Source organism: Paenibacillus sp. 37, from assembly GCF_008386395.1.
Classification (GTDB): Bacteria; Bacillota; Bacilli; order Paenibacillales; family Paenibacillaceae; genus Paenibacillus; species Paenibacillus amylolyticus_B.
In genome coordinates this window covers 341,544-363,914 of record NZ_CP043761.1, presented here as the reverse complement: position 1 = coordinate 363,914, position 22,371 = coordinate 341,544, and the positions used below count along the sequence as shown (strand labels likewise).

The 22,371-nt window shown below is 47.9% G+C and carries 24 protein-coding genes; 2 read left to right on the top strand and 22 right to left on the bottom strand.

Translation table 11 applies throughout. The annotated features are described in order from the left end of the window. Nucleotides 1-140: 140 nt before the first annotated feature. From F0220_RS01740 to iolD, 7 genes are all read right to left on the bottom strand, one after another. Nucleotides 141-1,148 carry a LacI family DNA-binding transcriptional regulator gene (locus F0220_RS01740; RefSeq protein WP_105602510.1) on the bottom strand — a complete coding sequence of 336 codons (1,008 nt, stop codon included), beginning with the start codon at nucleotides 1,146-1,148 and terminating at the stop codon, nucleotides 141-143. Between the two features lie 122 nt (nucleotides 1,149-1,270). Continuing rightward, nucleotides 1,271-2,077: a 5-deoxy-glucuronate isomerase gene (iolB, locus tag F0220_RS01735; protein ID WP_105602509.1), complete on the bottom strand. Its 807-nt coding sequence runs from the start codon at nucleotides 2,075-2,077 to the stop codon at nucleotides 1,271-1,273. Nucleotides 2,078-2,186: 109 nt separating this feature from the next. Continuing rightward, complete coding sequence (gene iolG / locus F0220_RS01730) at nucleotides 2,187-3,239, bottom strand: inositol 2-dehydrogenase (protein WP_105602507.1); 1,053 nt, start codon at nucleotides 3,237-3,239, stop codon at nucleotides 2,187-2,189. Between the two features lie 68 nt (nucleotides 3,240-3,307). After that, nucleotides 3,308-4,783, bottom strand: a complete 1,476-nt coding sequence (locus F0220_RS01725; RefSeq protein ID WP_223199829.1) for a CoA-acylating methylmalonate-semialdehyde dehydrogenase — start codon at nucleotides 4,781-4,783, stop codon at nucleotides 3,308-3,310. Nucleotides 4,784-4,882: 99 nt separating this feature from the next. Beyond that, complete coding sequence (iolC, locus tag F0220_RS01720; RefSeq protein WP_105602505.1) at nucleotides 4,883-5,893, bottom strand: 5-dehydro-2-deoxygluconokinase; 1,011 nt, start codon at nucleotides 5,891-5,893, stop codon at nucleotides 4,883-4,885. A gap of 199 nt (nucleotides 5,894-6,092) precedes the next feature. Next, nucleotides 6,093-6,995: a myo-inosose-2 dehydratase gene (gene iolE, locus F0220_RS01715; protein ID WP_105602504.1), complete on the bottom strand. Its 903-nt coding sequence runs from the start codon at nucleotides 6,993-6,995 to the stop codon at nucleotides 6,093-6,095. Nucleotides 6,996-7,048: 53 nt separating this feature from the next. Then, complete coding sequence (iolD, locus tag F0220_RS01710) at nucleotides 7,049-8,914, bottom strand: 3D-(3,5/4)-trihydroxycyclohexane-1,2-dione acylhydrolase (decyclizing) (RefSeq protein ID WP_105602502.1); 1,866 nt, start codon at nucleotides 8,912-8,914, stop codon at nucleotides 7,049-7,051. A gap of 729 nt (nucleotides 8,915-9,643) precedes the next feature. On the opposite strand from iolD, the gene F0220_RS01705 reads away from it, so the two are divergent. Then, nucleotides 9,644-9,859, top strand: a complete 216-nt coding sequence (locus tag F0220_RS01705) for a type II toxin-antitoxin system HicA family toxin (RefSeq protein ID WP_105597986.1) — start codon at nucleotides 9,644-9,646, stop codon at nucleotides 9,857-9,859. Between the two features lie 307 nt (nucleotides 9,860-10,166). Then, a complete protein-coding gene (locus F0220_RS01700) occupies nucleotides 10,167-10,568 on the top strand; it encodes a type II toxin-antitoxin system HicB family antitoxin (RefSeq protein ID WP_105598447.1) in 402 nt (133 codons plus the stop codon). A gap of 135 nt (nucleotides 10,569-10,703) precedes the next feature. Here F0220_RS01700 and F0220_RS01695 read toward each other — a convergent pair whose 3' ends face one another. From F0220_RS01695 to F0220_RS01635, 15 genes are all read right to left on the bottom strand, one after another. Continuing rightward, nucleotides 10,704-11,102: a hypothetical protein gene (locus F0220_RS01695; protein ID WP_105597985.1), complete on the bottom strand. Its 399-nt coding sequence runs from the start codon at nucleotides 11,100-11,102 to the stop codon at nucleotides 10,704-10,706. 260 nt (nucleotides 11,103-11,362) lie between these two features. Further along, a complete protein-coding gene (locus F0220_RS01690; protein ID WP_105597984.1) occupies nucleotides 11,363-12,091 on the bottom strand; it encodes an N-acetylmuramoyl-L-alanine amidase in 729 nt (242 codons plus the stop codon). After that, the gene (locus F0220_RS01685; RefSeq protein WP_105597983.1) at nucleotides 12,084-12,512 is read right to left on the bottom strand and encodes a phage holin family protein; all 429 of its coding nucleotides are present in this window, start codon (nucleotides 12,510-12,512) and stop codon (nucleotides 12,084-12,086) included. Before F0220_RS01685 ends, F0220_RS01690 begins: the two co-directional genes overlap by 8 nt. Before the next feature lie 81 nt (nucleotides 12,513-12,593). Further along, a complete protein-coding gene (locus F0220_RS32355) occupies nucleotides 12,594-12,752 on the bottom strand; it encodes a hypothetical protein (protein ID WP_181155332.1) in 159 nt (52 codons plus the stop codon). Further along, nucleotides 12,752-13,045: a hypothetical protein gene (locus F0220_RS01680; RefSeq protein ID WP_105597982.1), complete on the bottom strand. Its 294-nt coding sequence runs from the start codon at nucleotides 13,043-13,045 to the stop codon at nucleotides 12,752-12,754. The genes F0220_RS32355 and F0220_RS01680 overlap by 1 nt, the downstream gene beginning before the upstream one ends. A gap of 12 nt (nucleotides 13,046-13,057) precedes the next feature. Then, nucleotides 13,058-15,013, bottom strand: coding sequence for a phage tail protein (locus tag F0220_RS01675; RefSeq protein WP_105597981.1), 1,956 nt, complete (start codon nucleotides 15,011-15,013; stop codon nucleotides 13,058-13,060). Further along, nucleotides 14,979-15,185, bottom strand: coding sequence for a hypothetical protein (locus tag F0220_RS01670; protein WP_105597980.1), 207 nt, complete (start codon nucleotides 15,183-15,185; stop codon nucleotides 14,979-14,981). The genes F0220_RS01675 and F0220_RS01670 overlap by 35 nt, the downstream gene beginning before the upstream one ends. Then, nucleotides 15,175-15,336, bottom strand: a complete 162-nt coding sequence (locus tag F0220_RS32350) for a hypothetical protein (protein ID WP_181155331.1) — start codon at nucleotides 15,334-15,336, stop codon at nucleotides 15,175-15,177. Before F0220_RS32350 ends, F0220_RS01670 begins: the two co-directional genes overlap by 11 nt. Beyond that, entirely contained in the window at nucleotides 15,329-15,610 is a 282-nt protein-coding gene (locus F0220_RS01665; RefSeq protein ID WP_105597979.1) for a hypothetical protein, read from the bottom strand. Before F0220_RS01665 ends, F0220_RS32350 begins: the two co-directional genes overlap by 8 nt. 26 nt (nucleotides 15,611-15,636) lie before the next feature. Then, complete coding sequence (locus tag F0220_RS01660; RefSeq protein ID WP_105597978.1) at nucleotides 15,637-16,218, bottom strand: stalk domain-containing protein; 582 nt, start codon at nucleotides 16,216-16,218, stop codon at nucleotides 15,637-15,639. Nucleotides 16,219-16,259: 41 nt separating this feature from the next. Beyond that, complete coding sequence (locus tag F0220_RS01655) at nucleotides 16,260-18,320, bottom strand: bactofilin family protein (protein ID WP_105597977.1); 2,061 nt, start codon at nucleotides 18,318-18,320, stop codon at nucleotides 16,260-16,262. Between the two features lie 4 nt (nucleotides 18,321-18,324). Beyond that, nucleotides 18,325-18,684 (bottom strand): DUF6711 family protein, encoded by a 360-nt coding sequence (locus F0220_RS01650; protein WP_105597976.1) that lies wholly within the window; start codon nucleotides 18,682-18,684, stop codon nucleotides 18,325-18,327. A 12-nt stretch (nucleotides 18,685-18,696) separates the two neighbouring features. Further along, nucleotides 18,697-21,717 carry a phage tail protein gene (locus F0220_RS01645; protein ID WP_105597975.1) on the bottom strand — a complete coding sequence of 1,007 codons (3,021 nt, stop codon included), beginning with the start codon at nucleotides 21,715-21,717 and terminating at the stop codon, nucleotides 18,697-18,699. Beyond that, a complete protein-coding gene (locus tag F0220_RS01640; protein WP_223199828.1) occupies nucleotides 21,718-22,083 on the bottom strand; it encodes a Gp15 family bacteriophage protein in 366 nt (121 codons plus the stop codon). It abuts the gene before it with no gap. After that, complete coding sequence (locus tag F0220_RS01635; protein ID WP_105597973.1) at nucleotides 22,052-22,363, bottom strand: hypothetical protein; 312 nt, start codon at nucleotides 22,361-22,363, stop codon at nucleotides 22,052-22,054. The genes F0220_RS01640 and F0220_RS01635 overlap by 32 nt, the downstream gene beginning before the upstream one ends. Nucleotides 22,364-22,371: the final 8 nt, after the last annotated feature.

Below are 22,371 nucleotides of genomic sequence, written 5' to 3'. Positions count from 1 at the left end.
GTGAATGCGGCTTGTTTGTTATGTTGATACGTTACATATTCGTAATAAGGGATGAAGCAGCCCGTATCTGCATAAAAGAATATGACACACGTAGACTTGGCCGCACAACTGATCAGGTTACATCAGAAACCTAATTGTTTTCAGCTCAATACACGACCTGCTGATTCTCGGATAACCAGCTCGGGCTTCAGGACAATCTTCTGCGGTTCTTTTTGCTCATCCTTTAACTCTTCAATCAACAGATCTACAGCGCGATGTCCCAGTTCTTCAATTGGCTGGGCAACGGTCGTAAGCGGTGGACTGGTTACCGAAGCAAGAATGGTATTATCAAAGCCGATAATGGACACATCCTCTGGCACGCGTAGACCCAGCTCTTTGGCTGCTTGAAGTGCACCAATAGCCTGAATGTCATTACAACAGAACAAACCTGTCGGGTGATCCTTCTCACCGAGCAGCAGTAACGCCTCTTTTTTGGCCGAGCTCAAGTCAGCTGCCGATTCTCGGATCTGATTCGGTTCCAGCGTATGACCTGCCTTAATCAGCGTTTCACGGAATCCACGTACACGTTCCTGACTGCTGCTGACTTTGGACGGTTCCGACAGAACCGCTACACGGGTGTGTCCAAGTTCAAGCAGATGATCCGCTGCGAGTGCTCCGCCAAGTATGTCGTCAATGGTGACCGTATGTACCGACAGGGATGGCATATGACGGGCAATCAGAGCAACAGGGATAGACTGCTGCAAGAGGGGTGACAAAATTTCGGCATTATCGATCCCGGTTCCGATCATCATGCCATCGACCCTTTTTTGCTGGAGCAGATTCAGGTAACGCTCTACCCGCTCGTCCTTATTATCCGTACTGCAGATGACCACGCTGTAACCCAATTGACGGCTTCGATCCTCCACGGCTCTTGCGAGTTCTGCGAAATACGGGTTTGAGATATCCGGTACGAGCAGCCCCAGTGTATACGTCTGTTTACCTGTAAGTGCAGCTGCGATCGCACTGGGTTGATAATGAAGGCGTTCCATGATCTCCATAATCTCGGCGCGCCGCTTTTCACTGATCTTGCCTTTGCCATTAATGACCTGCGAGACGGTTGCAATGGATACACCCGCCTCGCGTGCTATATCGTATATGGTTGCTTTCATTGTTTTTCCCCATTTGTGCTATATATAATATACATAGATAATTATCCTCTTCTTCTCATTATGCAGGGGGAAGTCTGCATACGCAACTTGAAGCGAGCAAAATGTGCGTAACATGAACTGTTTTACTTTTTCATCAACCACTCATGGTCAGGGTCGTTATGGAATTTCCATGTCCGAGTAGGGCCGGCCATCACGTTCAGATAGTAGACCTCATACCCCGGAGGAGCACCTACCGGATGATATCCGTCCGGAACAAGCACCACTTCACCGTTTTTCACTGCTAGCGTCTCATCCACAGAACGATCATCCGTGTATATACGCTGAATGGCAAACCCCTGCTCAGGCTGTACACGGAAATAATACGTTTCTTCCAGCAAAGATTCATCCGGGAGTGCGTCTCGATCATGCTTATGTGGCGGGTAACTGGACCAATGCCCATCTGGTGTGAATACCTCAACAACGAGCAGACTGTCCGCTTCCTTCTGTTCCGGCAAAATGTTGTGAATCTGGCGTTCCAGATTACCATACCCTCGCGCCTCTACCCCTACATCTTCGGGTGTAATGAGACGAGCCGGGTACGTGCCTTTACCGGGTGCAACACATATAGCGATTTCCAGTTCGGTACGTGCTGTGATCTGTACTTGATCGGAAGTTGAGACGTAGACCGAGTACGGAGGTATTTTCTCGAAAACACTCATTCTTTTTCCGATATTATCCCATGTGTGCTCCCGGGTACTTACATTGGCGAAACCACTGAGAAGCACTACACAGAGTTCCTGATCACCGCTCTCACGGGTTAGCGTTTCCCCCTCCGCCAGCTTCGCTACCTGAAAGCCAACATATTCCCACCCAGCCGATTCCGGTGTTACGTTTATAAGCGTACCGTCTCCCTCCGGGTTGACCACGGGTTTCACAATACGTTCTGACATCTTGTCATCCACTCCTTTCTGTATTCGTCCATAACAACCTGATGCATATAAAAACAAGAACTTTGACTATTCATGCGCTCTATTCAAAAAAGTGACTTTAATCATCCAACTATGGCGTTGCCGTTTGCGATTCCAGTGACACCCCAGTGACTTCACTCAGCTTCACAGGTCTTCCCTGCTCCATCGACATCTTCGCTGCCAGCGCAATTCGTTCTGCCTGTACTGCATCGTGGCCATCTACGATAACCGGTGTATCATGGATGATTGCATCGATAAAGAGGGCTGTCTCCTGTACATACGCTTCATTGTAGCGTTCCAGGAAAAAGTGCAATGGTTTGTCGCGCATGAGTCCGGCCGCTGTACTGATCTCAGCCGTATTCGGATGATCATTCGCCGCTGCTGCGCTGCCCATCGAACCAAATACTTCAACACGCTGGTCATACCCATATACAGCCTGACGGCTGTTATCAATAACACCAATCGCTCCATTAGCAAAGGTCATCGTAACAATTGCCGTATCCACATCGCCATGTTCTGCAAAGACCGGATTGATCAGCACGTTGCCCTGAGCGTACACTTCTTCCACTTCACTCCCGGACAGATACCGAGCCATGTCAAAGTCGTGGATCATCATGTCCATGAAGATCCCGCCAGACACCCGGATGTACTCCGCAGGCGGCGGACTCGGGTCGCGAGAAGTAATTTTGATAATATGTGGATCACCAATCGTACCATCCTGCACATGCGCACGTATCCGTCTGAAGTTGTGATCGAAGCGGCGGTTAAATCCAATTTGCAGCTTCACGCCAGCCTTCTGAACTGCCGCTACAGCCGCTTGGGTCTGTGCCAGATCCATGCTGACTGGCTTCTCGCAGAAGATATGTTTGCCCGCCTGAGCGGCCTGTTCGATCAGCGGCACATGTGTATCGGTTGAAGAACAGATCAGCACCGCGTCTACATTAGGCATCGAGATCAACTGGCTACTATCCGTTGTTACAACAGGGATGCCACGGTTGGAAGCCCAAGCCTCCAATTCAGGACCTGCAAATAAGTCGCTGATTCCCACAATCTCGGCATGCGGGTTACGCAGGAGATTGTCTGCATGAATTTTGCCGATCCGTCCAGCACCGATGATGCCAATTCTCACTTTGTCCTTGCCCATTCCGTTATCCTCCCTATGTGCGTCCATATGGGCTAGGCGTTCCCTTAGCCCGAGTGATGCTCTGGTTGTTACCAGCGCGCCGTTACCATCTTCTTGCGAGTGTAGAATTCAACACCATCCGTGCCATTAGCGTGCAGATCACCATAGAAGGACTTTTTCCAACCGGAAAACGGGAAAAATGCCATTGGCGCAGGTACGCCCAGGTTAATACCCAACATGCCCGCATCAATTGTTTCACGGAATTGACGCATACTCGCCCCGCTGCGAGTGAACAGACACGCCCCGTTGGCAAAATCAGAACGGTTCGCCAGCTCAACGGCTTCCTCCAGCGTAGACACTCTTGCCACCGAGAGTACCGGAGCAAAGATCTCATCCTGCCAGATTTTCATATTGCTATCAACTTGGTCGAATACCGTTGGCCCTACAAAATAACCGGATTCACCTGTCGCCTGATCCTTACGTCCATCCCTGATCAATGCCGCGCCTTCCTGCTCTCCGGCTTCAATGTAACTGAGTGTACGCTCTTTATGCGGTCCACGGATGACAGGACCGAGGAACACACCCTCATCCATGCCGTTACCAATGGTAATGCGGTCTGCCGCTTCCACCAGCTTTTGTACCAGTTCGTCAGCTACATCACCCACAGCCACAACAACCGCACATGCCATGCAACGCTCCCCTGCTGAACCAAAAGCTGCACTGGTAATCTCTTTCACGGTTAGATCCAGATCGGCGTCCGGCATAACGATGGAGTGGTTTTTGGCACCAGCCAGTGCCTGTACCCGTTTGCCATACTTGGATGCAGTAGTGTAGACGTATTCGGCCACAGGTTGTGATCCGACAAAGGAGATCGCTTGAACATCCTTATGTTCCAGCAACCCGTTCACGACATCATGTGCACCGTGAACAATGTTGAGCACGCCGTCAGGAAGCCCCGCTTCCTTGAACAGCTCTGCCAAGCGGCCTGCCAGCAGCGGTGTACGCTCGGACGGCTTCAAGACAAAGGTGTTACCACACGCAATAGCCAGCGGGAACATCCAGCACGGCACCATCATCGGGAAGTTGAATGGGGTAATCCCCCCAATAACTCCGATTGGGTAACGGTACATGCCTGACTCCAGTCCTGTCGCGATGTCAGGCAGTTGTTTACCCATCATCAGATTCGGGGCACCTGCCGCGAACTCGACGCACTCAATGCCACGCAATACCTCGCCATACGCTTCGGCATAACTTTTACCGTTCTCCAGCGTTACCAGGCGGGCGAGCTCCTCCCAATGTTCAACCAGTAGCTGCTGGTAGCGGAACAAAATACGTGCACGGCGCGGAACCGGTGTGCTGCTCCAGGATTTAAACGCTTCTCGTGCTGTCTGAACCGCCAGATCCACGTCCGCTTGTTCGGACAGTGGCACATGTGCAATAACTTCTTCCGTGGCCGGATTCACAACCGGCTCCGTACGAGTTGACGCTGGGGTTACCCAGGCACCTCCGATCCAGTTTTGTACCATTGTCGCTGTTGCAGACGCTTCAGAAATTCCTTTTCCCATAGCCCTGTCTCCCTTCGCTTATGTGTGATCCCTTATGTTGAACTTATATCATTGATGTTGATCTGTATGAGTGTGTTATTCAAAGTATTGCAACGAGTTTCAAGACACGGTGATCTCGCCCCGATTGCAACGTTCGATGTAGTCATTCACCTGTTCCACCGTTGGCATCGCATCCGAACAGCTGTGGCTTGAAATGACGATACTTGCTGCGCCACTGCCATATGCCATGCTGCGCTCAATCGTCCAGCCCTGCATCAATCCATACAGGAACCCAGCTGCGTAGGAGTCGCCTGCCCCGAACGTTTTGACCACTTTGGCCGGATAGCTGTCCGCACGGTGAGAAAGTCCTTCACGCGTATAAGCAATGGACCCTTCCTTACCGTGTTTAATGACAACGATGTTGGCTGAAAAATCAAACCATTTCTGTGCAGTCACCTGATCACTATGATCCGGATTGTGGTCGAATGTCTCCATCATGTCGAACTCTTCACGTGTGCCCAGGATGATATCGCATTTCTCGGCTGCGAGGTTGTAATAGACCGCTGTCTCTTCATCCGATGTCCATGTGTATGGGCGATAGTCCAGATCAAACACAATAACCGTGCCATGCTTCTTCGCATACGTTAGTGCCTGCAATACGGCTTCACGGGATGGGCTCTGCGCAAGGGCTGTGCCCGAGATTAGCAGCACTTTGGAGTCAGCGATCAACTGCTCCTGCACCTCTTGCGCCTGTAATAACAGATCCGCTACATTGTCCCGGTACATCAGGATACTGCAGTCGGTTGGGCTTTTGATTTCGGTAAAAGCAAGCCCCGTTACCGCTCCGGTGTCGTCCGTTACCACATTCGATGTGTCGATGCCGTTCTTCTCGAGATAGTTCTGGATGAATCTGCCCATTTGGTCACCTGCAATTTTGCCGATAAAAGCTGTCTCCATACCGAGCCTGGACATGCCAATCGTAATGTTGGCCGGAGAGCCACCCACATATTTCGTGAACGTCATCGTCTCTTCCATCGGGCGATTGATCTCATTGGCGTTCAAGTCGATGCACAAGCGGCCAATCGCGGTGAAATCCTTCTTCCTGGATACCGGAAAGGATACGTAAGTCATTGCATGTGAGCCCCTTTCTGTAGTGGGATTTTCCATGTTGTATATCGATATCTAGACTAGTTATTCATTCCATCGTAAGAACTCGTAAACGGCTAGAGTAAGTCAGTTTTATTTTCCAATCGTAACGTTATACTCTTGCTGGCCTTCTTCCTTATTCACTTCATAGGTGTGGCCTCTGACCGCTGCAATGCTGAACGAATCAGCTGTGTTGGTATAAGGACTCCATATAGTTCAAGGAGCGTTTGGCATACTCATACGGGTTATGAATCGCAGGGTCCTGCTCTCCTTCAAGCATCGCCCAGCCATCGTACCCTCGTGTGATCAGTTCTTGCAGAATTGGCGCAAAATCAATGCATCCATCCCCTGGTACGGTGAACACGCCTCTACGAATACAACCGACAAAGTCAGACTGCTCCGCGCGTGCTTCATCCAGCACATGCGGGCGGATATCTTTCAGATGGATATAGGCGATCCGATCATAATGTTTGCGCAACAGTTCAAGTGGGTCGGCTCCGCCATAGTAGGCATGACCAGTATCATAGAGCAGATACACGAGAGAAGGGTCTGTCAGCTCCATCAGTCGATCAATCTCATCCGGTTGCTCTACCACTGTGCCACCATGATGATGATACGTAAGCTTCAACCCATGTTCACGAGCAATAGCTCCTGCTTCGTTCAACCCTTCAGCAAGAATATGCCATTCAGATTCACTGAGTCTGAGCACTTCTTTTTCATTCGGAGTTCGTCTTGGATCAAAATGAAGTGACCCGCCTACCTCCGCCGTACTGATCACCTTACTGCCCATGGATTGCAGAAATTCCGCATGTCTGCGATAACTGTCCAACTCCGACTGACGATACGCCGGATCGGAGAACAGTACGGATTTCCACTGGGAGACCAGATTGATATTCCTTTTACTCAATTCCTCACGCAATATATCGGGATCGGTTGGATACTTACGTCCCATCTCTGTGCCTGTCAGCCCAAGACGCTGAATGTCATCCAGAATCTGTGCACACGTTGTCGCATCACCATGCTCCTTCACATCTTCACCGACCCAATTGATCGGATGAATCCCAAGCTGGAATGGCAGCTTGCTCATTGCTCCACGTCTCCTTTGTCGTTCAACATTGTGGTTCACTATATTAAACCGGATTAGATCGGTCTTGCTTTGGCACGGTTGGCTTGCATGGTGTGATGAGCATGAACTACTTTTTCTTCGGCAGATACCTCAGGTACACCTACATTCCACCATGACTCGTATCCACCTGCATTGGTTCCAGGCACGACTTGAATCTCAATCAACGTACTCACTGTTTCGTTCTTCGCATCTCGGAGTGCTTGTTCCAGCTGTTCTGCTGTCTCCGCTCTATAAGATTTGGCTCCCATGCTTCGGGCGTGAGCTGCAAAGTCCATTGGCATGTAGTCCCCGGTCAATCGTCCGCTTTCTGATTCCCGATAACGGAACTCATTGCCAAACCCGTCACTACCATGTTCCCGCTGCAAATTATGAATACACTGGAATCCATTGTTATTGAATAAGAGAACGGTCATCTTCTTCTGTTCCTGCAAACTGGTCACAAACTCCGAATGCAGCATCAGATAACTGCCATCACCAACCATGGCGTACACTTCACGATCCGGCTCGGCAAGTGCTGCCCCGAACGCTCCACTTACCTCGTACCCCATACAGGAGAACCCATACTCCATGTGATACGTCTTTGGTTCAGACGCACGCCACAGACGATGTAGATCACCCGGCAGACTGCCTGCCGCACACACTATGACGGAAGACGGATCAATGGTCCGGTTAACGATGCCAACTGCTGTAGTCTGTGCCAGCCCTGCTTCATGTTGAGCTGCATACAGCCGATCCACTTCTGCATTCCATTCAGCGCGGAGATCAGCAACTTCGGATGCGCCATATGCACTTCGGTATTGTCTTTCCTGCAATTCCTTCTGCAAAGCCTGCAATCCTTCGCGAGCATCTGCCAGAATGGCTTCTCCGCCTAACTTGGCGGCATCCATACTGTTCAGGTTGATGTTGATGAATGACGCTTCTGGATGTTGAAAAGCAGAGCGGGACGCCGTCGTGAAATCCGAGAACCGCGTTCCGACGCCGATCACAACGTCTGCTTCTCTCGCCAGCCTATTGGCTGCCAGAGAGCCGGTAACCCCGATGGCCCCCACATTCAGTGGGTGGTCCCAAGAGACTGCGCTCTTGCCCGCCTGCGTCTCGGCGATCGGAATACCAAATGCCTCGGCGAATTCCACGAGCTGGGCGGATGCCTCAGAGTACAACACACCGCCGCCTGCAACGAGCAACGGCTTACTGCCACGGGCAATCTGCTCCGTTGCCCGTTCAATGGCTGCCTGTACCGGGGGGCGACGATCCAGATAATGTACTTTGCGTGCAAAGAACGATTCTGGATAATCGTACGCCTCTGCCTGCACATCCTGTGGCAATGCGAGCGTTACTGCTCCCGTCTCTGCTGGATCGGTTAGCACACGCATCGCCTGTGTAACAGCAATCATCAGCTGTTCGGGACGAACAATGCGATCCCAGTACTTGCTGACGGCTTTGAATGGATCAGTGGCTGAGATTGTATAATCACTGCTCACTTCCAACTGCTGAAGTACCGGGTCTGGTTCCCGTGTAGCAAAGTTATCTCCTGGAAGCAATAAAACCGGAATCCGGTTCACCGTTGCAGTAGCTGCCGCTGTAATCATATTCAAAGCACCAGGTCCAATGGATGTTGTACATGCATAGATCTGTTTACGGTTCTTCTGCTTGGCATAAGCCGCTGCCGTATGCACCATGCCTTGTTCGTTCTTGCCTTGCATATACTTCAGGCTTCCCGGACTGCGCTCCAGCGCTTCTCCAATGCCTGTTACATTGCCATGTCCAAAAATACCGATGATTCCCTTCACAAACTTGGTTTCCACCCCGTCAACCGAGATATATTGCTGATCCAAGTATCGAAGCAGTGCCTGAGCCATCGTCAGTCGAATTGTTTTCATGAATTTGATCGCCGTCCTTTCCTTTACGGGTTAAGCGCTTAATCTACGTTAAGTTTAAGCGCCTTACCCCTAAAGGTTAAGCGCTTAATTGATATGGTATTACAGGTTAATGATTTACGCAAGCTATTTTTGTAAGCGTTTTTATGAAATATTGTAAAAAAAGATATTCTTGTGTTCGAACATGTGTTAGACCTTCTCTATTTGAACACTCCACAATGACTAAGAACAGACTTAAAAGAGAGGGAATATTATCGTGAGGATGGAATACTTGATGGTACATGCTAATCAGCCATATAATCCGTGATCTTTATATACAATCATGATCAATATGCCTGTGAATGCAAAAAAAAGAAAGAGACGGTGAATACCATCTCTTTCTTTATCAATATATAAGCGGGTGATGGGAATCGAACCCACGCTATTAGCTTGGAAGGCTGATTCTCACCCTATTCTGAGCTAATCCAACATAGTCAAAAGATAGATATACCGCTATTCCAACTGCATGGGGGCAGTCATGAACAGCGCATACAATTGTTGAACACACAATTAATTGCCCCATGACTGCCCCTTTATAATAGTAGAAACAAGTTAACCCCAGGTTATCCTATGGGCTTTAATCTTTTATATGTTCACTGCTGCAACTCTCGCTAATGCGTATATTTACACGCATTTTTATTTGACACGCATAATAACACGTGCTATAATCATAATATAGAAAGGAGGTAAACGATGCCGAAACAGCGAACGGTACGAGAAGTGCTCAAACGGTTAAAAGAAGAAGGATTTATAAAATCCCCTTCACATACTGGCGGCGGAAGCCATAGTAAATGGATACATAAAGATGATCCATCCAGATTTGCTATCATCAGTTTCCACAACAGTGGTCAGACGATACCGATTGGCACACTCAAAAGCATCGAGAAGTCATCAGGGGTTATTTTTTAACCCCTCCCTTCTCTTAGGCCATCGCTTGCCTCCGGCATAGACCGGTTCGTCATCTTCTATATACGAAGACGACAAGAATAAAAATAAGTATTAAGGGAGCTAGATAAATTGATACTCACATGTATATTATCCTAGCGTGGTTGATTACTGCTTAAAAGTTGAATTTCATAATTCAATAGCTGCCCAAAAGCTGAATAATGTACTGACACTTTTTTTAGCATTAAGTTATTGTTATCAATAATTTTTTCTGCGATAAGTTGTTGATATCAATAATAATAAAATAATATTAAGGAGGTTAGATAAATTGGTGAACACATTTATATTTCCTGCGGTGGTTGAAAAAGCAGATGACGGTGGGGTCGGTTTGTACTTTCCAGACGTGCCAGGTACAGCGGTGCTTGCCCCTAACATTCAAACAGCTGTTAAAGATGCCAAAAACATGCTGATCGACTGTATACTTGAGATGGAGCATAATAATATGGCAATTCCCGTGCCTTCCGATCCAGATGACATTGAGTTAAACGATGCCAGTGACCGGATTGTATTTGTTGAGGTATTTCTACCTCCATACCGTGATGCAGCGGCAAATAAGTCTGTCACAGTAAACTGTACCGTTCCGCAATGGCTGCGGGATGCCGGCAAGGATGCTGAACTGAACTTCTCTCAGCTTCTGCAAAATTCAGTCAAGGATGCACTTGGGATTAAATAAACACAATGGCGACCTTTGGGTCGCCTTTTCTTATTAGAGACTCCTTCATTAGATGCGAAGCAAAGAGCCCTGCTGACCAATTAAGGTTAACAGGGCTCTCTTTTTTGTAAGTATTAAATTCTACAATACTACTACCTAATTAATAAATCCTCCCCAAGTGCCGGTCCATGAGAAATTCAAGGTTCCTTTGCGAGAAGAATTGTCAATATTCTTTACTGCTATGATGTAAGAATCTGAACCAGTAAGATTTGTGAATTTACCAGATGGACTCGCTTTAGTTAACAACCTTTCAACAGAGTTTCCGGTATTCCCATTAGTTAGGATCACCTTTATATTCCAATCTTGATTAGTAATATTATTTATACTAAATTCAACTGTACCTTTTGGATCAACATTCAAATAAGAGAAAACGTTTATAGATGAACCATTTTGGGCTAAATCAAAATTTTTAGAAGATACTTCAGCAAAGGCAGGCATTGCAAAAGAAAACACCATTAAAACAGAGAGTAAAGTCATAAATAATTTCTTTTTCACAGGTATTCCTCCCAAGATCATTTTTAAGTTTTAAATTAGTTCAATTTGTTGCTGAATACCTAAGATTGCATAAAAGTAAAACCAATTTAAGTAATCTAATCCACCAACTTTCATTTAATGGAATATTATTCAAACATAATGTTACATCATATTCTAGTATTTTACAATATTATCAATCGAGAAAAAAAAGAGCTCCACCAGCGTAATGCCAGTGGAGCTCTTCTTACCGATGCTATCGGATTTCTTTTATATTACCACAATTATCCTTTTTGTTCAATATAGCGTAACATCCGGCTAACCACGGTCCCCAGCTCCTCACGAGTAACAGTCGCACCCGGGCGTGTACCGTCAAAGAATCCTTTATCCGTTACTTCCTTCCACGTCGTCTCAGCCCATTTGCTTGGCACGTTAACGTTTTGCTCCTGTGTCACTGGCTTGTCTTCCTTTGTTTTGACCAGCCCCAAGTATGTAGCAATCCCTTGGACATGGCCATCGATAATTGCATCGATCACACTCGCTTGCTTGAGACGATCCGCGTCAGCTGCCACATCAACAAACAGGTTTTCTGTCAGGACTGCCGGCATTTTGGATTCGCGAACCATGTGGAGGTTCTGCGCCTTCTGACCACGATCTATGCCGCCCAGTTTGGCCGTGATCGCCTTGTGCAGCTTGTCCTGAAGCTTGATGCTGTTTTGGGAAGCAGATGTGTATCTGAATGACTCGAAGCCACCTTTGCCGCCGCCAGCGTTACAATGGACGGATACCAGTATATCAGCACCTGCAGCATTAGCCTTCGCTGTCCGGTCACGAAGATCCAGGAATACGTCCGTGGATCTGGAGAGTAACACTTGCACGTCCTCATATAAGGATTCCAGTCGATCCTTGATCCCGAGCGATACCTTTAGTGCGATATCCTTTTCCAACACTCCATTTGCAACAGCTCCCGGATCCTTACCACCGTGTCCTGCATCAATCCATACTTTATACATTTGTACCAGCTCCTCTATCTTTATCATTGCCGCCTTTGCCCTTCAGAACCTCAATGGCTTGTTTAATTACGGCCGGGATAGGCGCTCCCATTTTCCCGCCATTTTCAGTGATGGATAGCAACTCGTTCGCAATATAGAAAAACGCCACCGTATCCCTGAATAAGTGGCCATCACCAAGGATGCCATCCACCAAGTGGCCGACCGCAACCATGGCAAAAATAAATACCTTACGGGCGATGCCGAACATCCCGATTTTGCTTCTAAGCTCCCCTGAAATCCAACTAGCAGCAACACCAGTCAGGTAGTCCAGCACCACGAATACAAGCAATACACCCAACACTCCAGACCAACCCCCAAATAAATAAGACACCGACCAACTACCCACAGCCAAAAGCCATTTCCCCACGTTTTCCAATTCCATATCCCCCGTCTGTCTAATATGAAAAAGCCCCCTGACCACTCCAGAGGGCATAAAAATAGCGCTCCATAATTGGAACGCCTGTTAAATTCCTTCGGTATTTTCCAAAATATAATCTTCAACGGCTTGTCGATAATCGGTATTGGTGATGTCATCAAGTAAGTACACTTGACCCGTCTTTGGATTCATCCCTTTATTCATGATCCGATCAGCAGCAATCCGAGCAACAACTGAGTTTACCATTATAAAATACCTCCCGTGCTGGCATCAGCCAAAAGTAATAGTTGATCTTCCAAATCTTTTATACGTTGTTCTTCAGGCGTTAAGGTTGATTCGATGTCTTCCAATATAGGTTGTTTTGTATCGGGATCGATTTTCACAATACGCTGTTTATTAAAGTCAATTACGCCGTAATCCAAATCAACAAAATCTAAAGATGTGATCTCTGCACGAGGAAGCAAATCTCCTTGCACCTCACCTGTTTGATGAACGATATATCCGTCTTGGTTGTAGATAATACGATTCCCTAACTGCATGTTAACCCCCCTTTAGCTTATAGCTATATATTTATAAGTTAATCCAGTATTCCCAGTCGAAGATACTGCGAATGGGACTCGAAATCCGTCATTATATATAGTGAACGGATCTGTATTCTGAAGGAGCGGACTCCCATTCACAGCCGTTATCCCGTAGAGGAATCGAAACATTGTATCTAATCCATTACCTACATTTCCGTATTCGGAATATATTTTAAAACTGCTAATGTATATAGTAGATGATGCATCATGAGGTTTTGCTGATAGGACTGATAAAAATATCAATTTAGGCTTAAATGCCATTCCTCTCTGAGTTATGAAATTATCTGTTGTCGTACCAGTACCTTCAACAAACCGAAGTCCTGTTGCAATTTGTCCAATCTTCGTAGCCAATTGTGGAAATGTATCGCTGCCTGATGCTGCTACTCCCTTGCCAGTGATAGCGGCTGCGATGGCTGTTTTCCCATCACTGACAGATTGAAAAAGCAATCGATCATTAGAATCTTGATTCCATAGGTCTCCATCCGTACCAGTTGAAAACATAATTTTCCGAACCCTACGATTAACTCCACTCAGACCCAACGGAATAGAAAGCTCAACATAGTACGTGCCTAGACCTAATGCGAAGGTATTTGCCTTACGGTGCCAGGATGTTCCAGCATCGCAACTAATGGATTCCACTAAGGACCCACCAGAAGCATTTCTAAGACTTACAATTATTTGTCCAGCAATTCCCCCTGGGTTTATAAAATCAGCGCTTAGCGTGTAAGTTACGCCAGATCGAATCGAAATATTGTCAGATTTTAAGATACTACTGGTACTTGTGGTTGCTCCGTTACTTACAAATGCTGTAGAAACTTCATCATTTACATCATTAGAAGATACGAAAGGGACAGAGGATACATTAGTCCACCCCTGTATCTGCATTTCTGCGGAACTGTTTGGCAAAAGATTAGATGGACGGTTCTTCCGAATGTACGTCTTATCAACTTCTAAACCTGCATCTCTTATCGCAGCCTTTCGCGCATCATTAACCGCTTTCTCTGTAGCAGCCACGTTTTCTGATTCACCGTCTGTTGCATTGGACAGTTGGACGATACCCTTATCTGTTAAGGATGCGTCATCAATAACGATCTCCCCAACTTTCTGATCCGTATACGCATTGGCTGCCTGTTCGGCTGCGTTTGCCTTGGCCTGCGCCCCTGTCTTGCTCTCCCCATCCTGCCGGACAAACTTGGCATCCGCTCCACTCATCAGGCCACTGGAACCGCCAATCACAGCGTCAGGGATGACGTCTGTACCACCAGTGATATGGGATGATGCATGGGCACCTGGCGTTGCTTCACCCGTTGCCGTGAATACAACACGTTTGCCTTCTGGATCAGTCGTGACCGTGATCCCCGTACCGCCTTCAAATGTGACTGTATCGGACTTGCTGGTTGCTTCCACGTCATTCACCTTGGCGAATGTATTCTGGTTGACCTCAGCTCCGGCAGCAATACCATCCAGTTTGTCGTGTTCGGCCTGTGTGACGTGCTTTACAGTATCGCCCGTATGGCTGTCCAGATTGGTTTGTATGGCGTCTGTCTCTGCCTTCCGGGCAATGTCATCTGTTGCCGCTGGAGCCGCTACCTTCGCGCGGCCTGCGGTGTCACGTTGCATGAGCGTGTCAGGGGTTGCAGCGCTGGTGCTGGCATCAGATTTTAGCTTGTCGGCCGCACTCATAAAACCTGCGGCATTTCCCTTTGCCGTGGGATGCTCATCGGCTCCACGTGCCTTATGTGCAGCCAGATCAGCAGCGGCTGCGGCAATGGCTGCCGTCTTAGCTGCATCGGCTTTAGCCTGGGCATCGGCTGGCGTGCCTTTGGTATCCATTTCAGCCTGCACACGGTCAAAGCCGATATTGATGTTACCAAAATCCTCATTGATCTTTTTACTTCCGACCAGATTCGCGTAACGGTTCGCCATTTGTTTCAGCTCCTTTCAAAAAATGATCCACGTCCATCTTGATTGTGTTGAGTAAGGCAAGCTTCGATTCGCTGTCGGGCATCGTATCAAGCAAAGCCCGCAGAATATGTGGCAAATCATTAAACACGTTATCTACATCGATGGACAGCTCTAGCACTTTCCTAATTTTCACTTGTGCCACCCCGATTCATATTCTTGAGAACCCCAAGCATAGTTGCTTTCATCTGATCATTGACTCTGATCGTGATAACCTCAGCCTTAATCCGGTCGTCATGGGCAATCAATTCCTCTCGGATAATTTCCCGAATACGCTGTTCATCCACGTTCTTTACCCTCCCTCAATGTAAAATCAGATTGAGTCCAAACCTCGCCACAAGTAGCGCATCGTGGTTCCTGCTCCGGAAACGGATCAGGCTGCGGTGGAATCCCTTTGGATTTCAGAATGCTTTCAAAAATCTGTTCCTTTGCCTGGACATCCTTGTGCAGAACAAAAACAGACGTGCCACAGTATCCGCAGCACGCCAATGGTCTTTTATAGGTAATACCGTCCACTTCCAAGAAATCATCCCCTTTTTGGGCAACAAAAAAAGAGCCCATGAAATGGACTCTCGGTAATGTTGATATTATTTAGCTGTTAAGAGTGCTTCATCGATCAGCTTCAGATCGGCGTTTGCATCCTTGATAATCTTGTCATAGGAAGCCAGTTCGTTTTCAAAAACACCAATATTGCTCACGGGTATTCCATCAGCTTCGGCTTTTTTGAGATCAGTTATTTGATTGAGAATACGTTGTCTGCCTTCCTCAGTGGGTTTAATAGTATTGTTTAATATACTATCTCTTAAAGTTTGAAGACTAGACTTAGAACCACCAATATATTTATTGCTTGATGTCGTAGCTGCTGGATTGTCCGTAGGCTCTGAACCTGATATATTCTGTAAATCGTCTGTTGACGTGATGGTGATAGTCTTACCTGACACTTTTACATCAGCCCCTAACGCTTCGGACAGTGCTCGTGCTGGAACATTTGCCCGCGAGTCAATTACTGCACCCTTGTCCGACAATTTTTTACCGTCCACGATCACCGTATACTCACCCGTAACCTTTTTGCCAACTACACTTTTCACAGTGTCAGCAAACGCGCCGCCTGCTGTCGAAACAACCATTCCAATCAAGATACCTCCGGCGATGTATGCAGCCTTTTTCATATTCAACCTCCGTATTGGTTCAATTTACCTATTATGATACATTACGGGGTTGATGTCGTAAAGGTTCCGCCACCTGTTCCTGGTAGGTTTGCATTATTCCCGTGATTATGGTTAGCAGTAGTTACAGTATGTCGGTGATTGTTCAGGGTGTAATTTAAAGTATTAATTTGATTTTGTAAGGATTGCAATTGAGACTGAAGTCCAACAACCTGATCAGTGCTTAATGACAAACCACTCACGCTGCCACCTGTAAATCGCACATTCCCTTGCAAAGTTGTGATCCCTGATGTCGCACCAATTAGCAATCCATTATTGCCTATGACCGCCAACTCGCTAGAATTGGCATAGATAAGCCCCTGGGATTGACCACCGGAATTATAGTACGTATGACCTGAGATATTCGCAGATGGATTGGTACCCAAAGTGACCCGGCGTGCATTACCAGAATCATAGAAGGTGAATCCATTAGGGTCTAGCTCGATCCGATCTCCACTCGCTGCTGTCCTAATCTTACTACCCAGGATGTCAGCACCTTGGATGTATGAACCAATGATTTCTCCACCCTCAACCCGACCAGCAATCAACGTGCCGTGAAATGTTCCGTTAGCTGCCTGGAGTGTTCCGCTGAACGTCCCATTCACACCCTGCAATGTCCCGGTGAATGTGCCGCCTGCGGCTCGAAGGTCACCCGTGAATGTTCCACCAGCCGCCTGCAAGGTTCCGCTGAATACTCCATCTACGGCTTCCAGAGTACCATTGAATTTATATCGGTTACTTGGCAAGTCAAACCAAAGGGCCTTATCCGATCCACGGTAGAAGGTCAATTCATCTGAGTTGAAAACCGCCTTGCTTCTGTGGTCTTCCCGCTCAATGATCAATCCCTCAGTACGTGTGATGGTCGCCCCGTAATAGGACTTGCCTTCCTTGAGGGCATCCTTATTCAGCTTGTTTACTTGTTGCGTTAGGCTGCCTTCAACGATAAACTCACTGCGTTGTTCGGACACAGACGGTGCTTCCAAGCTCATCTTCAAGCCGCCTGCAAAACTGAATACTTGATGCAGGATAATGGTCTTGTACCTGACAACGCCATCCCATGGAATATTCGTATCCTGCCAAGTGGATACCGTTTCATCCCATGTCGTGCCCTCTTGCTGTTCAAACCCGATGACGTCACCTTGTTCAAGCTGCGGGTATCCCCTCGCTTCCATCGTCAAAGGCAGATACGAGAAGCCGTTCAGCGTAGCCTGCAAGTTGTTTACTTGCGATTGGGTCATAAACGGGTTTTCCAGGTAGAGGGTATGGTTCTCATCCCCGGTACCCGCTTCATATTGAAGCTCATCCTCAGTGTTGTACGTCACCACTACACGACTGTATGACTTAACAGGATTGGTCATTTTGGCAACCACGTAATCGGCGGTTGTCATTTCAAATACAGGGTTTTCGGAAGCTGTAAACCGCTTGAATTTCAAGGTGCCAGCCTTATCAATAAAAATACTTGCGCTATTCGCGGAAGCAATATATTCAAGCACCTGACGCATCGTGTACCCTGCTGGCCCCGCCTGCACCTGATAGGCCGGATTAATAACTACGCTGCTGTCATACGTCCATCCAAGCCGGTTGCAAATTTCGTTGAAGACCGCTCTTTGTGTGGTGGGATACGTCAAAGATGATATGTACGCCACATTAGCCATAACCAGCTTGTCGTAACAGGTGTACGTCCAGACATCATTGATCTTCTCCCGATCATCTACAAAGAACTCTCCCAGCGGCAACCAGTCCGTCCCTGAGCCCGTCCAAGTGATGTTCATGTCTTGCCATGGGTACTGTGCTTCTAGCCACGTCAGACCAGCCAGAGACAGGGAAAGGTACGGCACGATACGGGCATTCGCCGGAATGATCTCAATTGTTCGAAGTTTGATTGTCAGTTTGGAGGGAATGGCCGTCCCGATCTGGAAGCCATCGGTCAGGCTCAAACTGTTCTCAATACTGAAATCCACAATTCTACTGCTATCGTATTCCTCACTACCCACCAGAGCCTTGACAATGAATTCCCGGTCTGGCCGTCTTAAATAATCCGTGTAGAGCGGCGATATTGGATACATCTGATCACCTCTCTGTCAGCGTCAATTTGAGCCCAGACCAGTACATCACGCCGCCACTCATCACACTGAACGGTGCAGGCCGGTTGCCGACATACATCCGTTTGGTTTCGTGTTTCCCTGTCATCGGATCTGGAAAAGTGCAATCAAAAAACACATTGGACATGGATTGAAGGATGGAGGACATTTCTGCCCATGTCAGCATCCCCCAAGTCATGTCTATCTGCCGTTTGACTGCTATCCGGTCCCGGTTCAAGGTCCCGTTTGCAGTACGCACGGATGAATTTGCGTCATCCAAGTCAAGCACCGTCACCTGGTACGATGAAGGATAAGCGGCAATCACTTGACCATTAATTTTGATTTCCAATCTGCATCCCTCCTATGTCGTTAATGGTGAACGGCCTTGACGCCTTGTAATGTCGTTTATTGCACTCACAGTAGCACGCCCCAGCTCCGTACCGTTGAGCTGGATGACGGTCTGTTTGTCTCCGTTCTTGATGGCATCCAGAATCAGGAGCAAGATTTCCACCATCGGCTGATTGTTGCCACCGATCATGTCTTGAAGCTTGGACAACGGCGACACGACTTCTGGGTCAACGGAAGCCCCTCGGTTATCCCCGACCATGGCAAGCGTAGGCCCGTAGGCCAAACCGCCTTTTGCCAGCTTCGGAATTTTCGGGATCTGTGGTACCCCAATGTTACCCCCGCCCACTTTCTGACCAAAGACCTCAAACTCAGGAATGCTCACACTCAAGCTGTTGAATCCTTCAATGACCTTGTTAATGCCATCTATGATCAGGTTCAGCGGTGCTTTGACCAAGCTGTACAAGGAATCGAATATCCCGCCAAAAATGTCTTTTACGCCTGTCCAAGCTTTGCGCCAATCACCAGTGAAGGAACCCGCCACAAAATCAATGACCCCGCCAAGTGTTTTCAGCAGCCCTTTGATGATGCCACCTATGCTCTCAATGACCGTTGTCACGATGTTCAGTATGATGTTAAAGCCCTTCGTGAAGCTTGGAGCCAGCTTATCAATAACATAGCCGATCAACGGCACAATGAACTTGTTGTAGATATCCAGCGCAGCGTTAACAAGCTTCATGACCACTTCACCGATTTGTTTGATAATCCCCTTGAGTGTTCCGTCCCAAATTTCATTCAGCTTTTTGAGGAACGGCTCTATGATCGGTTTCAGGATATCGTCCCAAAGTTTCTGGAACAGCTTTCGCGTGTTCTCCATAAACTCCGTCAGCTTCGCAAGTAGCTCGGCCCCGTATTTATTCCACAATCCTTTAATTGTCTCCAACGTGTCCAGAACAATTTTCTTGATCAAATCAAACACGGGTTTCAACACAGTGTTGTAAATGTCATTGATCATTTTTACAGCAAATTCAAACGTGTTGGCTGCTTCCTTGAAAGCCCAAACGAGTGTGTCCGTGAACACAGGTACCAGCGTATCAATGACTCTCGCCGCAATCGGAATGATGAAGTCGTTCAAGGCATAATCCACAAACGGCTTTAACGTACCATTCAGCAAGTCAGAAAATGATTTCCCGATCTGCGGAATGATGTCCAAGAACAAATCCCTGAACTTCTCCAGCGCCGGATTCAGCGTGCTGTCCCATAGATCGTTGATATGGTTGACTGCATTCGTGAACGTTTTGGTGAATGTGTCAATGGCCCAGACCAGTGTATCTGTGAATATGGGTACCAGCGTCTCAGCAAGCACCGTAGATACCGGGATTGCAAAGTCATTCATCATGAAATCCGTGAACGGGTTCAATGTTCCATCCAGTAGGCTTTGCAGGGCTGCCGCGATTAACGGCATATTGGTAACAAAGGCGTTCTTCACCTTCTCCAGACTTGGTAACCAAACGTTTTCCCACAACTTAATGGATTGATCCGTGGAATTCCGGAATGTCCGATCCAAGAAATCAAACGTCCATACGATCTGCTTTGCAATGACAGGAGCGAATGACTTAACGAATCCAGTAACGATTTTTGGGATAAAGTCACCCAAAATGTACTTGGCCATCGGAACAAGAACCTTGTCTTTCAGATCCAAGAACGTCTTGCCCATGTTTGATACCGATTGACGAATAGGCACCATCATATCAATGAACGGTTGCAGTGCCGGCCGCATTTCGCCCCAGCCCGAAGAGATATACGCCCAGGCTTTACTAAATCGGGATTTGATGTCTTCCAAGAAGGCTGCCACTTGCTGCTTGATCGGATCGATCTCAATTGAAGGTGTGCCCAAGTCCAGGTCACCAAACCCAGCCAAACCGCCCAAGCCCCCGCCTATACCAGCACCTGCGCCCTTCGCCTTTGACCCGGCATCATCCAGAGCGGACGCTGCGGATTGTGCCAGTGTATTGAGCTGATCGAATCCGGCCAGACTGCCCTTCATGTCTTTTCCGGCTTTCTTCGCCTTCTTGCCTGCCTTCTCAGCCGCTTTCCCTGTATCTTCTACAGCAGGAGCTGCGGCCGCTGCTGCATCACCCATACCGCCCATGGCATCGGTGGCCACCGTCATTCCGGCACCACCAGCGTTCACTGCATCCCCAAACACCAACTCCGTGAATGCCTTGAAATAAGCCGCCGCAACTTGTAGTTTGGCAATGATCCAGTTGAGCCCTTTCAGGATCGGAGTGAGGATATTAATAAATCCCGCACCCATTGTGCCCTTGAAGATGTTCCACTGTTCCGACATCATACGGACTTGGTTTGCCCAGCTCTGACCATTACGGGCAAAGTCACCCTGAGCATCGGCCGTAACCTGTAACAAATAGCCATACCGAAGCATGGCCTGTTCAGATTGGGTCATGGCTAACCAAGACTTTGTGATGCCCTGAGACATGGCGTAGGCTTCCATATTGACCACGGACATGTTTACGCCCAATTGCTTCAGCGGCTCAGTCTCACCGACCATACCGGAGAACACTTTGTAATACGCTTCGTCATTCGTGATGTTATAAAAAGAAGCCATGTCAGCAGATAATTCCGTCAACTTGACAGACATCTGTTTCATGGCTTCACCGGAAATCCCGGATGACTTGAGCATGGCACCCATAGTGGATGCATATCGCTTCCCTGCCAGCTCCGACAAACCAAAGCTGTCAATAAGGTTAGTGGACCAGTTATTAATTTGGCTAGTCATGGCACCGAACGTGACGTTAACCACGTTCTGCACTTCGGCCAAATCCGATGCCAGGTTAATGGCTTCCTTACCAAACTCTTTTAAGCTATTGACAGCAAAGGCCGCGGCAACGATCCCGCCCAGCTTCTTGAAGGCCCCACCCACCAGGTTGGTAGCGGTACTGGAGATACCGTTGAGCTGCTGTTGAAAGGCTCCGTAGTTCAAGCCCAAGTCTAAATCTACGTGGCCTGCACTTGACATCTACTCACCCCCAAAGGCCCGAGCCATTGCGGCTTCCAGATTCTTCATCTGCTGATCCAACTCAACAGGGTTGTCCAACTGTTTGACTGCCTGCCGTTTTCGCCACTCGTTATAGATTCGGCGCTGATCTGTGTTGAATCCCTTAATAGTCTTGGGGTCTTGCTCTGCACGGATCGATACAATGCTTCCCAGCGGTGTATCTGGCATAAGGCCCCCGACCAATGTACAAAACTCTTCCCACGGCATATCTCCCTGCTGCCGAATACGGATGCCGTACTGCTTGGCAAGACTGGATTCAATCAGTTCCCAATCTTCGTACAGGTCATACCAGCCGTCAGGACTGGACTTCCCGCTGAAATCGCGCATTCGCTTCCTCATAGGTAATGTTCATCATCGCCGCAAGAACTGCCGATGCCAGAACCATGATATTTCCCATGCTCATGCCCTCGACATCCATTTCCTTATATGCCTTTTTGCCAAACGCGCCTTCCAAGGCTTTCAAAATACCAGTCAAGCCGCCTGTTGCCGCTTCTTCAAACGCCATCATGGCTGAAATACCGTTATTGACCGGATACAGCTTTTCACCGATCTGAATGGACGGCAGTTCTGTAGAAAACTTGTCTGTGATATTAATAACTTTTGACATGGATAAAT

Coding starts and splice junctions, on each gene's coding strand:
- F0220_RS01740 (WP_105602510.1), bottom strand. CDS start 1,148: ATGAAAGCAACCATATACGATATAGCACGCGAGGCGGGTGTATCCATT.
- iolB (WP_105602509.1), bottom strand. CDS start 2,077: ATGTCAGAACGTATTGTGAAACCCGTGGTCAACCCGGAGGGAGACGGT.
- iolG (WP_105602507.1), bottom strand. CDS start 3,239: ATGGGCAAGGACAAAGTGAGAATTGGCATCATCGGTGCTGGACGGATC.
- F0220_RS01725 (WP_223199829.1), bottom strand. CDS start 4,783: ATGGGAAAAGGAATTTCTGAAGCGTCTGCAACAGCGACAATGGTACAA.
- iolC (WP_105602505.1), bottom strand. CDS start 5,893: ATGACTTACGTATCCTTTCCGGTATCCAGGAAGAAGGATTTCACCGCG.
- iolE (WP_105602504.1), bottom strand. CDS start 6,995: ATGAGCAAGCTGCCATTCCAGCTTGGGATTCATCCGATCAATTGGGTC.
- iolD (WP_105602502.1), bottom strand. CDS start 8,914: ATGAAAACAATTCGACTGACGATGGCTCAGGCACTGCTTCGATACTTG.
- F0220_RS01705 (WP_105597986.1), top strand. CDS start 9,644: ATGCCGAAACAGCGAACGGTACGAGAAGTGCTCAAACGGTTAAAAGAA.
- F0220_RS01690 (WP_105597984.1), bottom strand. CDS start 12,091: ATGTATAAAGTATGGATTGATGCAGGACACGGTGGTAAGGATCCGGGA.
- F0220_RS01685 (WP_105597983.1), bottom strand. CDS start 12,512: ATGGAATTGGAAAACGTGGGGAAATGGCTTTTGGCTGTGGGTAGTTGG.
- F0220_RS32355 (WP_181155332.1), bottom strand. CDS start 12,752: ATGGTAAACTCAGTTGTTGCTCGGATTGCTGCTGATCGGATCATGAAT.
- F0220_RS01680 (WP_105597982.1), bottom strand. CDS start 13,045: ATGCAGTTAGGGAATCGTATTATCTACAACCAAGACGGATATATCGTT.
- F0220_RS01675 (WP_105597981.1), bottom strand. CDS start 15,013: ATGGCGAACCGTTACGCGAATCTGGTCGGAAGTAAAAAGATCAATGAG.
- F0220_RS01665 (WP_105597979.1), bottom strand. CDS start 15,610: ATGGGCTCTTTTTTTGTTGCCCAAAAAGGGGATGATTTCTTGGAAGTG.
- F0220_RS01660 (WP_105597978.1), bottom strand. CDS start 16,218: ATGAAAAAGGCTGCATACATCGCCGGAGGTATCTTGATTGGAATGGTT.
- F0220_RS01655 (WP_105597977.1), bottom strand. CDS start 18,320: ATGTATCCAATATCGCCGCTCTACACGGATTATTTAAGACGGCCAGAC.
- F0220_RS01645 (WP_105597975.1), bottom strand. CDS start 21,717: ATGTCAAGTGCAGGCCACGTAGATTTAGACTTGGGCTTGAACTACGGA.
- F0220_RS01640 (WP_223199828.1), bottom strand. CDS start 22,083: ATGCGCGATTTCAGCGGGAAGTCCAGTCCTGACGGCTGGTATGACCTG.
- F0220_RS01635 (WP_105597973.1), bottom strand. CDS start 22,363: ATGTCAAAAGTTATTAATATCACAGACAAGTTTTCTACAGAACTGCCG.